We start from the raw sequence: 13,018 nt of genomic DNA, 5'->3' as shown, positions 1-13,018 counted from the left end.
ACCCACTTTTGTACCCACGAGTAAACGGAATTAACTAGCGTTTTAATGCTGCATTTTTTGTTCGTTTGCTCATTCCTATGTGGCACGCTTCGTCGTCGCCGTTTTAATTGCTCGACTCAGTCGGCTGTATCTTGGAATTCATGCGAGTGGGAATCGTGACTGGAGCATCTCGGGGCATAGGCGCCGTCTTCGCCGATAAACTCGGGCAGCTACGTCCGGACCTAGATGAAATTTGGTGTGTTTCTCGTAGCTACAACGATGATTCTTCCAGCGAGGACTCTGAGCGCTCTAGGAGCCAAGGTCCTCGTCTTCGCCATCTTCGTCTAGACCAGTCCGATGATGATTTTGGCGATAAAATCCGGAATTATGTCGAGCGCCATCACGCGACGATAGTTTACTTAATCCTCAATGCCGCGTATGCGAATTATGGCGATGTTAAAACCCAGGACTTTTCGCAGGCTGATCAAATGATACAGACGAATATTCGCGGTACGGTCGCAGCGGTTTACTCGCTAAACGATCTATTCGAAAAGAACGGCCACATCATTCTCGTTTCATCGATCTCAGCTGTAGCACCAACTCCAGGACTAGCGGTGTACACAGCATCGAAAGCGTTTATTCGGCATTGGGGGATTAGCCTTAGGGAGGAATTAAAACCTAATGGTGTAACTGTCACTATTTGCTACCCGGGAAAGGTTAAGACCACCGCTCTCCGGGACGTCGTGAAGCAGGCGAAGTCGTTGAAGTTGCGTCTTATGTCGGAGCAGAATCTCAATTATCTAGTGGTGCGCACGTTACGTGCAGCGGAAAGGGGTCGGGCGGAGGTAGCGCCCGGCCTATATGGCCTGGTGATGATCCTTTTTAAGGCTGTGCCGACACGCATGCTGGCTCGATTCGCGCGGTTAGTTTGAGGCCGTCTAGATTCGCGGAATCAAACTTTCGTTTAACCCCTTGGGTTTGGTCCGTTTAGAAGCCAGCGTTATCTGAGTAGGCTACGAAGTATGCGTAAGTTATTCACAGCTGCTTCGGTCTATCTTGGTCTTGGTCTGTTTTCTGGCGTTTTCTATCGTGAATTTACCCGTGCGATGGATTTTGGGGATAAAACGCAGCTCAATACGCTGCACACGCATTTCCTTGTTCTTGGCATGATTTTCTTCTTGGTTGCGCTGGCATTGGATGGGCAATTCAATATTTCAGCTGTCAAGGGCTTTGATCGCTGGTTCATCGTTCAGAATGTCGGCATTGTTTGGACGATTGGCATGATGGTGGCTAACGGTATCGTGCACGTTGTTTCAGGCCCGGAGGCCTGGGGTGCGATGTACTCGGGAATTGCAGGGCTCGGCCACATTATCCTGACGGTCGGCTTTGTGTGGTTCTTTATGCTTCTCAATAAGGCGCTGAAGAATCGAGAACGCGAGGTTCGCAAGGCCAACGCGACCGTATAAATTGCCAGCGGAAATGCGTGAGCCGGATAGCTGATTCAGCGTAGGCGATAAGGCGAAATAGAAACCCCGTGCAGAAACAATATCTGCACGGGGCGGTTTCATATAACGGCGACTATTCGTTTGCGATAGCGGCCAGGGGCGGTGTCTTCGCGGCCTTCTGACCAGGGCCGAGAGCAGCAATAATGCCCACAAGCGCAGACCCAAGCAGCATGAGAACGATCTGCAGCCACGGTACCGCGATAGTATTCAGGCCCTCATCCTTCAGCACGGTTAGAAGTGACCAGCCGAGGAACAAGCCGAGGACAATACCTACAACCGCGCCGAAAATGGAGATTTCCACAGATTCCAGGCGAATCATCCGGCGAATCCCCGAGCGTTGCAGGCCGACGGCCCGAAGCATGCCAATCTCCTGGCGGCGCTCGACAACCGAGAGCGCGACAGTATTGATAATTCCCAGAATCGAAATGATGACCGCCAGGGCCAGCAGCGCGTAGACGATTCCCAGCATGACATCGATAGAGGCATTAGCCAGACCCGCAAACTCCTTAGCAGTCATCACCTGTACTACGAGGTAGTCCTCAACTGCGTCGCTAAGCTTTTGCTTCATTTCATGCATGGAGCCGCTGTCTGCCGCGATGGAATCAGAAATATCGACGTAGGTCTGGAAAGGCAACAGGTGGCTGCTTTTGACATATTTATGGGCGGCTTCGTCGGAGACCATAATCGACTGGCCTGGATCATTCGTGTCAGCAAAAATGCCGGTGACGGGGAGCCGTGTTATGCCGCCTTTGGAAACCACTGCGAGTTCAGTGCCAACGTTCCAACCATTCTTTTTCGCTGTTGATTCGCTGATGACAATTCCCGCATCCGGCTCGGCCAGATCCAGGGAGCCCTGGATGGCGCGAGTGCCGTACCATTTGCCGACGTTGGAGTTGAAAACCGACGCATTACTAGATTCCGGTCCGACTTCAGTTTGTTCGCCGTCGGAAGCTATCATCGTGGCGGCTTCCTCAGGCGGGATCACCAGCAGCGCGCCAATCGACAAGGTTGCGGTGTCGTCGACACCATCGATATCCTTCACCGCATCCTCGACACCAAGAGGCAGGGCCGAATGCGCGGTCAGAGGTGGCGAGAGCACGAAGTCAGCCGTCAGATTGGTCTCTGACCACTCATTGACCGCCTCCTTCATGGACACGCCGAACATGCCAATCACAGTCACCAGCGCAAGCCCGAGCGTCAGTGCAAACGATGTGGTTCCCGTTCTGCGCGGATTGCGGTGGGAGTTCGTCGCCGCAAGCTTGCCGACGGTTCCAAAAGGCGCACCTACGACGCGCCCCAGTCCTCCGATCAGAGGCATGGACAGCGCGGGGCCGACAAGCCAGACGGAGGCTACGGCCATCACTGCACCGACACCAACGAAGATGGCACGAATCTTGGTTTCTGCGTCGTTCCACTGCAATGCCCAGGCAATGATTGCGATCGCGGCGGACGCCAGCACAGCGCCGGTCCACGTCCGAGCACTGAGACTATTGCTGGTTGTTTGATCCCCAGAGCGCATGGCTTCTACAGGAGGAACCGCGCCAGCGCGGGCGGCCGGCGTCCAGGCAGCAATCATGGTAATTACCACGCCGACAAGGAGAGGAACGATGACTGCCACCGGTTCGAATGTCAGGCCGTCGCCGGGCATGGAGATACTCATGGCATCGAGAAGCATGAATAGCCCCTGGCTCAGCCCAAATCCCGTGATGACACCTAGTGCGGAACCGATGAGGCCAACAATGAATGCCTCCAAGAGGACGGACGCAGTGAGCTGTCGTCGTGAAGCACCGAGGGCGCGGAGGAGAGCGAACTCCTTCATGCGCTGAGTGACCAGCATGGTGAAAGTATTGGAGATGATGAAGATGCCCACAAGCAGCCCGATGAGCCCGAAAGCGATGAGGAAGTAGTTGACAAAGCTTAAGGCAGAGGAGACACGTTCGGAGGCCTCCTCGGCGAGCTTAGAGCCTGCCTCTACCTTGAGCTCGGGGAATGCTTCTGCGACATCACGGGTAAGCGTGGCAGCGTCAGTGGTGGAATCGGCGGCGAGGGTGAACATGTCCATATGGCTGTCCGCGCCGTAGAGCTTGCGCCACTGATTCTGGGTGAAAAAGACCGCGAGGTAGCCGGTTTCGTCGATGGAGGTATCAGCGATGCCGACAACCTTCACCGTCGCCCGATCGAGGCGGGTGGCTACTTTGATTTCAGTGCCGACGTGGAGGTTGCCGAGTTCGGCGGTGGTGGAGTTGACGACCACCTCACCTGGTGTTTCCGGCGCGTGCCCCTCGGTAACCGTGACCTTGTTGCCCACCGCTTCGGCCGCTGGATAGTAGGGAAGACCCATCGATGGCGAACCATTGGTTTGAATCGGCTTGCCGTCGGCTCCCGTGGCCGTAATGCTGTTGTTGGGATCGCCAATGTTGAGGGCTCGGACCCCGGGGAAGCTTTCGATTTCCTGCGCGGTTTCTTCGGTGAGAGCACCGGGATTGTCAGCTGGGGCCGTCACCACCACGTCGACACCGTCATAAGCGGTACTCATTGCGCCCTTAAAGGCCTTGTCCAGCGATGATGTGAACACAAATGCGCCGGTGATGAAGGCTGTGCCCAGCACGACCGAAATAATTGTGAGCACGAGGCGCAACTTGTGCGAGGTGATATTACGCCAGGCGACGCGGCCGAGCGTGGAAGACGATGATGCCATGGGGAGAGACGACCTGCCTTCCTAAAGATTCTCAATATCGGCCATGCGCGCCAAAATATCGGCGGGCGTGGGATTGCGAATCTCTCCAACTACACGGCCGTCAGCGAGAAATACCACGCGGTCTGCGTAGGATGCGGCAGTGGCATCATGCGTCACAATGACGACGGTCTGGCCGATGTCATCAACCGCATCGCGGAGTATTGTCAGCACCTCACGCGACGAGTTCGAGTCCAAGTTGCCCGTTGGCTCATCGCCGAAGATGATCTCCGGCCGGCTGACGATGGCGCGTGCACAGGCGACACGCTGCTGCTGGCCACCGGACAGTTCCGAGGGGCGGTGCGTAAGCCGTTCTTTAAGCCCGAGACGTGTGGTGATTTCCTTGAACCACTGCTTATCCACCTTCCGGCCAGCGATATTGATAGGCAAGGTGATATTCTCCGCAGCCGTCAACGTCGGCACCAAGTTGAAGGACTGGAACACAAAGCCCAGGCGGTCACGCCGCAGCGCCGTGATCTCCTTGTCTGACAGCTTCGACAGGTCTGTCGTACCGATGTACGCGCTTCCCGACGTCGCGGAGTCCAAACCGGCCATGCAGTGCATCAGAGTCGACTTACCCGACCCGGACGGGCCCATAATCGCGGTGAACTCACCGGCGGCAAAAGAGATATCGACATGGTCCAGTGCAGTAACCGCGGCATTGCCGATACCGTACTTCTTGGTTAGCCCCTTAGCGTAGGCCGCCGCTGGTGGGGCGGAATGCTTCAAAGAAGACTCAGCGGATGATTTGGTGGGGCGTTTTGCATGCTTGGCAGACATGGGGGAGGGGCTCTCTTCTAATTAGATTTGATCAACGGCGAATTAATATCCGGCAGCGAAAGCGGATTGAAAACGCTGCGACGGGAATGGAACGTTCGTTGTTCCCCAGTCACGGGGTCAGCGAAACTCATTTCAACACAGACCAGGTGCAGGGGCTCCGAGGTATTCTCGGCCTCCAGCGGCAGAATCTCCGGGTAGTACTGGTCACCCAGGATGGGAAAGCCCAGTTCACTCAAGTGCAGCCGCAGCTGATGAGTGCGTCCGGTGATGGGCTTCAATTGCCACAGCGCAACGCGACCACTGTCGGCAGCGAGGCCGTCGGCGTCCGAAGGCACGTCGACAAGCGAAATGCGCTCGATGATGGTGTGGGCGTTTGGCTCGCCCTCGAGAGTATAAGCCTGCATCTGGCCAGCAATTTTGTGCTGTCGTGTGCGCAATTCCAGTGGGGTCTCGGGCAGGGCTTCGCTGGCCGCGTCAGCGATGGGTGTAGGCGACGTCAGTGCGTGGTAGCGCTTAGTGACTTCCCCCGATGCGAAAAGCCCCTGGTAGGCGCCGCGAACCTCGCGCCGGGCGGTAAAGATGAGCAACCCCGACGTCAGCCTGTCGAGGCGATGCGCGGGAACCAACTCCGGATTACCCAGCTCCCGCCGCAGGCGAACCACAGCAGTTTCCGTAATGTGTCGGCCGCGCGGCATCGTTGCCAAAAACGACGGCTTGTCGACGACCACAAGGTTGTCATCTTGAAAGACAATCGGCATCGGCCCCGCGATTGTGCGCTCCGGTGCCGGGGTGCGGTAAAACCACATTTCCGCGCCGGGCTTCACCATGTCATCTGGACTGTAGGGCACTGAGTTGGCGCGAACGACGAGCCCATCTGCAAAACGCTTGGCCACAGCCGCTTCATCATCGTCTGGGTGGCGGTAGGTTTGACCTGCGATAGCGCCTGCGAGCAGATCCCACGCACGGGTGGGGGCATCGCCACGACGCCCGGGAGCGGCGATGCGGGAGGGGTTGAGCCCATCGCGAATGGGCAGTGGCATGCGACGCATACGGCTGACTTTAACAGGTGCCCCGGATTCACCCGGCGGGCAAGCGGAGCTGCTGGCGCAGGGCTGTGTTGGTATCGCCCCTAATGGCGTAGGCGGACAACATTCTGCCCTGTCGGTCGCAACATAATGGGGGTAGGGTGGAGGTGAAAGTAATAAAAGGGTTGGCTCGGAAGAGTTGACTAAATAGCAAAGCTTGTCCATTAAAATGGCGTCCAAGCAGGTGCGATAGGTGTAGCTGCGTTGCGGTCGGGCCGCGGAGAGCCAATTTTTATGGATCGCATAATAAGGAGGCAATCAATGCCAAGGCAGAACATCATTGTGTGCGCGGTCGATGGCTCGGAGGCATCCAAGACCGCCGTCAAGTGGGCCGCTAACACCGCAGTGAAGCGCGGTGAGCCGCTCCGTCTGGTCAGCAGCTACTCCATGCCGCAGTTCCTCTACGCAGAGGGCATGGTTCCGCCGCAGGAGCTTTACGACGATCTTGAGGCCGAGACCCTGGAGAAGATTAACGAGGCCAAGAAGATTGCCCTCGACTTCGCACCGTCGGTAGATGTCAGCCACCAGATTGAAGAGGGCAGCCCGATTGACATGCTGCTCGACCTGTCTGAGCAGGCAACCATGGTGGTTATGGGCTCTCGCGGCCTGGGCGGGCTCTCTGGCATGGTCATGGGTTCGGTTTCCGCCGCTGTTGTTTCCCACGCATCGTGCCCGGTTGTTGTTGTCCGCGAGGATAACCTGGTAACCGATGAGACCAAGTACGGCCCTGTCGTTGTCGGCGTCGATGGCTCCGACATTTCCGAGAAGGCAACCGAGTACGCATTCCGTGAGGCCGATGCTCGTGGTGCCGAACTGATTGCGGTTCACACCTGGATGGACATGCAGGTACAGGCTTCCTTGGCTGGCCTTTCTGCAGCTCAGAGCCAGTGGCAGGTTGTGGAAGAGGAGCAGAAGGCTCTGCTCGGCCACCGTCTGGAGAAGTACGCTAAGAAGTACCCGGAAGTGGCCATCAAGAAGGTTGTTACCCGCGACCGCCCGGTTCGTGCTCTGGCTGATGCCTCGGAAGGCTCGCAGCTGCTGGTCGTCGGCAGCCATGGCCGCGGAGGTTTCAAGGGCATGCTGCTCGGCTCCACTTCGCGTGCACTCCTGCAGGCGGCTGCTTGCCCGATGATGGTCGTCCGCCCGGAGACTGACGCCTAAAGCGCCCTTCGAGGGGGCTGAGAAAAGACGCCGGCGGCGGTCGTCGAGGCGCGGTTAGCGCCGAGAGTAGAAACCGTTACCGAATATTTATAAGTAGAACCTAGCCGGTTTCCGACAGGTGTCGGGGCCGGCTTCGGTTTATCCAAATGAGGCCTCTCGTCTGCATAAACCCTGTTTTCATGCAGAAAGTGCAGATTTTATAAGAGTTTTCCTGTGGCTATCCGACTGTTATCTCGCTAGTTTCTCAGTGGCCGAAATGGCCTGATAGTGCTTGCAGTGTATGCAAGAGTTTTCGGAAAGACTTATAGTTGAGTCAGAACGATTTCGGGAAAGGAATATCTATCATGAACGAGATTCTTCTTGCTGCCTCCTTTAGCCCTACTCTGGGCTTCGTTGGTTGGATTATCATCGGTGGTCTTGCCGGCTGGATTGGCTCTAAAATCATGAACACTGATGAGCAGATGGGCATCGTCCTGAATATCGTCGTTGGTATCGTCGGTGGTTTCTTGGGCGGTTGGCTGCTCACCCGGGTCGGCTTTGATGTCGCGAGCGGTGGAATGTTCTTCAGCTTCCTGACCTGTCTGATTGGTGCTGTGATCCTGCTGTGGATTGTCGGCATGATTCAGAAGCGCAAGTAAGCCAAGCAAAACAGCGCGACTATGCACGAAGCGTCGTAACGCGGCTATCTACTGGATAGTGAGCTAGAGCGCGGGGCATCTCATCAACATTGAGATGCCCTTTTTGTTGTGCGGTTGTCGTGACGTTGGCGTTCTGCGATTGTCGTGACATCTGTTGGGGGCGGCAATCATCGCACGCTAAAGTAGGACTAGAGGCTGAAAGACTGACTAGTTTGTTCTTTTACAAAAGCACAGTCGCAGATACGCCTACAATGGAATATCACAGACTATGAACGCCCTGTTCAGTGCTCTGAAAGCAATGGCGCTAACGCCGGTATTTGCGAGTAAGCAGCTGTTAGAACGAGGTGTGACTTTGGAAGGACGAGAGGTACTGCCGTGGCAGAAGCGACAACGGGCAAGGGCGCAAAAGGCGGCCGCGCTTCCTCTCGCCGTCGTAACCGCCCCAGTCCGCGGGAGCGCCTCCTGGCATCAGCGACAACTCTGTTTACAACGGAGGGCATCCGAGTCGTCGGCATTGACCGCATCCTGCGGGAAGCTGATGTGGCCAAAGCTAGCCTGTACTCGTTGTTTGGATCCAAGGACAAGCTAGTCATCGCATATCTGCAAGACCTTGACGCCAAATGGCGGGAGGCTTGGGAGCAGCGAGTGGCCTCTTTGGATACCCCGGCGGAGAAGATTCTCGCTTTCTTTGATCAGTGTATTGCGGAGCAGCCGGCAATCGACTTCCGTGGTTCACACTTCCAGAATGCGGCTAGTGAATATCCGCGGCCGGAAACGGAGTCGGAGCAGGACATCCGTCAGGCCGCAGCCGATCACCGTTCCTGGGTTTGGCAACAGCTACACACGCTGCTGACTGAAAATGAATCTAGTATGCCGTCCGCTCACGCAAATATGCTGTTGCTCTACCTCGACGGCGGCCTCGCGGGTGCCAAGATGTCCAAAGACCTGAACCCGCTGCAGATGGCGCGCGACCTGGCCCGTGACCTGGTCACGTAAATACTTAATTCCCTTTTTTAACGCGTCGTAGTTCTCGCCTTTTTACTCACGGGCTAATCTCGGAAGCGTTTCCAGTCCGACTCCTTTGAGCCGGTGGCTTTCTTAATCATATTCTTCGTATTCTGGCCGAGTAGCATTCCCAGGTTCTTTGCAATCAGAATTGGCTTCGGCCGTTTCTGTGCTTTTTGAGCTTTCTCGGCTTGTCGTTTCATGTCGTCCCGCACTTTAGCCAGGCCGGGAAGCGGCGGAACTATACCCGAGGAAATCTTCATATCCTGCGTCAGGGACGGCAAATTGTCCTGAGCACCAGGCCGCATCTGGGTCACCATGTAGCGAACCTTCGCAATTTTCAAAGCCTGGGCATATTCTTCTTCCTGCTTTGCTTTACGACGGTCCCGCGATTCCTTCTCAATAGCGGCATATTCGCTCTTAAACTGCTTTATCTTCCACGGAGCGAATGCGGATTTGATATAAAAGTGACGCTTGGCCTGCTTTAACTTCTTCTTTTCCTCCCGCTCCGATTCGTATTCACCCTTTTGGTGGTTTTGAAGAGTTCGGAAATCGTCCGTGAGCGGGTAGGTCTTTTCCACATAGCGGGTGAGAATGATATTTTGGGTCAGTGTCCAGAAGTTATTGGTGACCCAGTAGACAATTAGAGCCACAGGTGTTGGGCCAAAGAACCCCGCGAAGAGGATCATCAGCGGTGCGTAGATAAGCATTACGCGCATGAACTTGCTGAGGAATACACTGACGCTATTGGAATAGTCGAGAGTGCGCTGCAACCGGCGGTAGGAAATGACCAAGTTAAAACCGGTGAAAAAGGCCGCTGCCACGATGCCGATAATGCAGAAAGTTAACAGCGAATCATGATTGCCCCCGAGGATTTGCAGTTGCGCCGGGTCCATGCGCAGATATGCGGGTAGAGGCTGTCCCAAGAATGTCGCGCTCAGAAAGTCGGAGATCTCATCCTTAGAGATGAATCCGACATTATGAGACGCAGGCAGCCCAGGCCCCTCAGACGCCCGCAGCATGTGCCTCAGCATGCGAACAAGGCCCATAATCACGGGAATCTGGACGAAGAGGGGCGCCAGCATTACGGAGGTCTTAATTCCCTCTGCTTTGCGCATTTCCTTGCTGGCAAAGTTTACGTATTGTGGCGAGTTCGGCTCGATGCTCCTGCGGTAGCGCTCCTTGAGCATAAAAAGCTGCGGCCGTAGGTTGGCTGTCTTGCGCGCCGAGATAAATTGCTGGAACGCGAGAAACGCTAAAGCGCCACGCACCGTAAACACCAGCAGGAAGAGAGAAAGCGTCCAGGACAGAGAAGACGGCAGGTGAAATACTGAGGCCAGTAAAAGGTGCCACGCCTTAAGGACAAACGAGACCAGCCAAACAAATGGTTCCAAAATGACCACGGGCCGACTCCTCCATGTCAAGGATAAGAAAAGTAAGACAACCGGATGAGGCCGGTGTGCCAATTCCAGCCGCTATCCTAGCGACTCGAATTACCTGCCCCAACTTTAAAACAGGGCCCCGCTGTGGCGGGACCCTGTTTTAAAGATAGTAAACCTGGGTGAAACCCAGTGGAAGGCAAATGGACCTGGGTGAGAACTAGTTAGCGCTCTCGTACTTTTCAATAATGTGCTTTGGCAGCGCACCACGGTCTGCAACATCCATGCCATTCTCTCGTGCCCACTGGCGAATCTTGCGATTGCGATCACGGGCCTCAGCGGCATTGGGATTAGCGGAAGAGCGCTTACGCGGAGCTACAACCGTGCTGTGATCAATGGAAGCTTTCGCAATATACGGTTCTAATACCTGCTCGAACTTCTCTGCATTTTCCTGAGAGAGGTCGAGAATGTAGTTCTTACCGCGGAAAGAGAAACGAACGACTTGGTGGTCTGCGGAATCAAGTGGAGTCCCATCGAGGTCGTCGATGTACTGAATTAGTTCGCGGCGTGCCATAGAATCCCTGCCTAAGCTTGGTGCTGAACTTGTAATAATGAAGAAGGCTTACGGTGAAACTTCAATACGGTGAAATTTCAAATTAATATCAAGCCCTATTTTCTTTCCCCCACAGTATAAGTGCAAAGAAATTTAATGTCTATTGACGATAATTTAGCTTGATTGTGCAACTTATATTGAATACATGGTTTGTTAATAATTCGATTAATTGTGCACAAGAACTTGGGGTAATAAAAAGACGGCCCTGCATGTTGTGCAGGGCCGTCGTGAACAGCAACTACGCCACTGAGGGCGCAATGCGGGGTGCGCTCTCGGTAGTCGTCGTAAAGCGAAAGGACGAGAAGGCGCTTAAGCCTGGGTCATGCCCTGACCCGGCTTGCCGCGGTAGGTAGCGGCGACGAAAAGCGGCTGGTTCGGTTCTTCCTTGACCTCGACAAGGCGGTACTCAGAGGTAACGTCCTCGCGGCCGAAGTAGACGGCAGTGTAGCCGTGGCGGTCGAACTCGAGGTAGTTGACGTACGGGTTCGCAGCCTTGAGTCCAGCGGTAGCAGCCAAGGAAATCGGGTTGTCCTGAGGCAGCTTCACAATGTCATCGATGTTCGGGGCGCTGACGGAAGTACAGACAATCTCAATGGCGGCAATACCGGCACTCGGGTACTGGCCCGGGACCTTCGGTACGTTGCAGTTCCAGGAGGAGTGAATATCGCCGGTGAGGAAGACAACGTTGTCGTAGCCCTCCTTACCCATGATGTCAATCAGCTTACGACGCTCAGCAGCGTAGCCATCCCACTGATCCAAGTTGTACGGCAGGCCGTCCTGAGGCAAGCTCAGCAGCTCAGTGACAGCGCGAGTGGCCTCCGGATCCAGCGGCGGAACCAGCACTGGAGTGAACATGACGGAGTTGCCCACGACACGCCACTTTGCGCTCGAGGAACGCCACTGGCCGAGCAGGTAATTGAACTGCTCAGAGCCGAGCATGGAGCGGTTCTCATCATCGGTCTCGCCAGCGCGGATGAACTTCAGCTGCTGGTCGCGGTAGGTGCGCAGGTCCAGCATGGTCAGGTCGGCGAGATCGCCGAAACGGAAGCTGCGGTAGAGCTTTCCGCCCTGGGAGAACGGGACCGCGCGAACCGGCAGCCACTCCAGGTAAGCCTGGATAGCGGCGTCGCGGCGGGCAATGTAGTCGCCTTCGGTCTCCGGGTCGTGATTCTCAGCGCCACTGTGCCAATCATCGTTGGCGACCTCGTGGTCGTCCCAGGTCACAATCCACGGCTTTGCGCGGTGAGCTTCCTGCAGGTCCGCATCGGTACGGTAGGTGGCGTAGCGCAGGCGGTAGTCAGCGAGAGAAATGATCTCGTGAGCCGGCTTGTGGTCACGAACCGGGCCCTTGCCGGAGTAGCCACCGGCCTCGTACTCGTAGATGTAGTCACCGACACACATAATGATGTCGATGCGGTCATTTTCCGCCATGTCGCGGTAAGCGGAGAAGAAGCCACTTTCCCAGTTAGCGCAGGAAGTCAGCGCGATGCCCAGGTGATCTGGCGAGGAGTTCACCGGCGGCGCAGTGCGAGTCTGGCCAATCGGGGAAACCTGGCCCGCGTGATCACCAGCGGTGACGGTAAAGCGGTAGAAGTAGTAGGAATCAGCGGAGAGACCCTTGACATCGATCTTGACAGTGTTGTCAGCATCCGGGTCGGTGTTCAGGGCACCAGAGGCAACGATGTTGCCGAAGCCCTCATCAGAAGCGACTTCCCACTTCAGTGCAACAGGACGGCCCTGGTTTGCACCTGCGGTATCGCCTGGGTGTGAGGTCACACGAGTCCAGATAAGAACCGAGTCCGGCAGTGGGTCGCCAGAGGCCACGCCGTGTTGGAATACCTGAAAACCACCGGAACCGCCAGCATTAGCTGGGGACTGTGACTCAGGATTGGCCCCCGCACTGGTAGCGGTTGCCAGGCCGATGGCTCCGGCAGCAGCACCGGTAGCGCCGGCACGCAGTACGGCACGACGAGAAGGGGTGAATGGCTTTTGGGCTGTTGCGTCGCTGTACGAGACCGCACCGTTCAGATTCGAGGCTGCAGTCTGAGATTTATCTGAAGATGGCATAGCCCTCATTACAGTAGTTCTCAGTCCGTAGCGCCATTGGTGGGAAAAAATAGCCCGATACGGGGGTAATAA

The 13,018-nt window shown here is 55.9% G+C and carries 11 protein-coding genes; 5 read left to right on the top strand and 6 right to left on the bottom strand.

Annotation, left to right across the window (positions count from 1 at the left end; genetic code table 11):
- The first annotated feature begins 155 nt into the window (after positions 1 to 155).
- Both CRD20_RS04950 and CRD20_RS04945 read left to right on the top strand, forming a co-directional pair.
- A complete protein-coding gene (locus CRD20_RS04950; protein ID WP_187404966.1) occupies positions 156 to 911 on the top strand; it encodes an SDR family NAD(P)-dependent oxidoreductase in 756 nt (251 codons plus the stop codon).
- Between the two features lie 90 nt (positions 912 to 1,001).
- Positions 1,002 to 1,445 (top strand): DUF2871 domain-containing protein, encoded by a 444-nt coding sequence (locus tag CRD20_RS04945; RefSeq protein ID WP_070642574.1) that lies wholly within the window; start codon positions 1,002 to 1,004, stop codon positions 1,443 to 1,445.
- Between the two features lie 112 nt (positions 1,446 to 1,557).
- On the opposite strand, the gene CRD20_RS04940 is transcribed toward CRD20_RS04945, so the two are convergent.
- From CRD20_RS04940 to CRD20_RS04930, 3 genes are read right to left on the bottom strand one after another with little or no spacing between them, the layout of a single operon-like run.
- Positions 1,558 to 4,182: an ABC transporter permease gene (locus CRD20_RS04940; protein ID WP_187404965.1), complete on the bottom strand. Its 2,625-nt coding sequence runs from the start codon at positions 4,180 to 4,182 to the stop codon at positions 1,558 to 1,560.
- A 21-nt stretch (positions 4,183 to 4,203) separates the two neighbouring features.
- The gene (locus tag CRD20_RS04935; RefSeq protein WP_187404964.1) at positions 4,204 to 4,998 is read right to left on the bottom strand and encodes an ABC transporter ATP-binding protein; all 795 of its coding nucleotides are present in this window, start codon (positions 4,996 to 4,998) and stop codon (positions 4,204 to 4,206) included.
- Positions 4,999 to 5,015: 17 nt separating this feature from the next.
- Positions 5,016 to 6,047 carry a pseudouridine synthase gene (locus tag CRD20_RS04930; RefSeq protein ID WP_187404963.1) on the bottom strand — a complete coding sequence of 344 codons (1,032 nt, stop codon included), beginning with the start codon at positions 6,045 to 6,047 and terminating at the stop codon, positions 5,016 to 5,018.
- A 297-nt stretch (positions 6,048 to 6,344) separates the two neighbouring features.
- On the opposite strand from CRD20_RS04930, the gene CRD20_RS04925 reads away from it, so the two are divergent.
- The 3 genes from CRD20_RS04925 to CRD20_RS04915 all read left to right on the top strand — a co-directional run bounded on the left by CRD20_RS04925 (position 6,345) and on the right by CRD20_RS04915 (position 8,878).
- On the top strand, positions 6,345 to 7,244 hold the full coding sequence (locus CRD20_RS04925; RefSeq protein ID WP_005510554.1) for a universal stress protein: 900 nt from the start codon (positions 6,345 to 6,347) through the stop codon (positions 7,242 to 7,244).
- A 344-nt stretch (positions 7,245 to 7,588) separates the two neighbouring features.
- Complete coding sequence (locus CRD20_RS04920; protein ID WP_187404962.1) at positions 7,589 to 7,882, top strand: GlsB/YeaQ/YmgE family stress response membrane protein; 294 nt, start codon at positions 7,589 to 7,591, stop codon at positions 7,880 to 7,882.
- Between the two features lie 375 nt (positions 7,883 to 8,257).
- Positions 8,258 to 8,878 carry a TetR/AcrR family transcriptional regulator gene (locus tag CRD20_RS04915; RefSeq protein ID WP_048731284.1) on the top strand — a complete coding sequence of 207 codons (621 nt, stop codon included), beginning with the start codon at positions 8,258 to 8,260 and terminating at the stop codon, positions 8,876 to 8,878.
- Between the two features lie 53 nt (positions 8,879 to 8,931).
- Here CRD20_RS04915 and yidC read toward each other — a convergent pair whose 3' ends face one another.
- From yidC to CRD20_RS04900, 3 genes are all read right to left on the bottom strand, one after another.
- Positions 8,932 to 10,290, bottom strand: coding sequence for a membrane protein insertase YidC (yidC, locus tag CRD20_RS04910; protein ID WP_187404442.1), 1,359 nt, complete (start codon positions 10,288 to 10,290; stop codon positions 8,932 to 8,934).
- Positions 10,291 to 10,486: 196 nt separating this feature from the next.
- Positions 10,487 to 10,840 carry an Lsr2 family protein gene (locus CRD20_RS04905; RefSeq protein WP_069359719.1) on the bottom strand — a complete coding sequence of 118 codons (354 nt, stop codon included), beginning with the start codon at positions 10,838 to 10,840 and terminating at the stop codon, positions 10,487 to 10,489.
- A gap of 348 nt (positions 10,841 to 11,188) precedes the next feature.
- Positions 11,189 to 12,946, bottom strand: a complete 1,758-nt coding sequence (locus CRD20_RS04900) for an alkaline phosphatase (RefSeq protein ID WP_255468722.1) — start codon at positions 12,944 to 12,946, stop codon at positions 11,189 to 11,191.
- Between the last annotated feature and the right edge of the window lie 72 nt (positions 12,947 to 13,018).

The sequence above is a fragment of the Corynebacterium sp. LK33 genome (assembly GCF_014334955.1).
Classification (GTDB): domain Bacteria; phylum Actinomycetota; class Actinomycetes; order Mycobacteriales; family Mycobacteriaceae; genus Corynebacterium; species Corynebacterium jeikeium_D.
This window is presented reverse-complemented; position numbering and strand designations above follow the sequence as displayed.

Bases quoted from the DNA above. Each gene is read 5' to 3' on its own strand.
- CRD20_RS04935 (WP_187404964.1), bottom strand. From the start codon at position 4,998: ATGTCTGCCAAGCATGCAAAACGCCCCACCAAATCATCCGCTGAGTCT.
- CRD20_RS04920 (WP_187404962.1), top strand. From the start codon at position 7,589: ATGAACGAGATTCTTCTTGCTGCCTCCTTTAGCCCTACTCTGGGCTTC.
- CRD20_RS04900 (WP_255468722.1), bottom strand. From the start codon at position 12,946: ATGCCATCTTCAGATAAATCTCAGACTGCAGCCTCGAATCTGAACGGT.
- CRD20_RS04925 (WP_005510554.1), top strand. From the start codon at position 6,345: ATGCCAAGGCAGAACATCATTGTGTGCGCGGTCGATGGCTCGGAGGCA.
- CRD20_RS04940 (WP_187404965.1), bottom strand. From the start codon at position 4,182: ATGGCATCATCGTCTTCCACGCTCGGCCGCGTCGCCTGGCGTAATATC.
- CRD20_RS04930 (WP_187404963.1), bottom strand. From the start codon at position 6,047: ATGCGTCGCATGCCACTGCCCATTCGCGATGGGCTCAACCCCTCCCGC.
- CRD20_RS04945 (WP_070642574.1), top strand. From the start codon at position 1,002: ATGCGTAAGTTATTCACAGCTGCTTCGGTCTATCTTGGTCTTGGTCTG.
- CRD20_RS04905 (WP_069359719.1), bottom strand. From the start codon at position 10,840: ATGGCACGCCGCGAACTAATTCAGTACATCGACGACCTCGATGGGACT.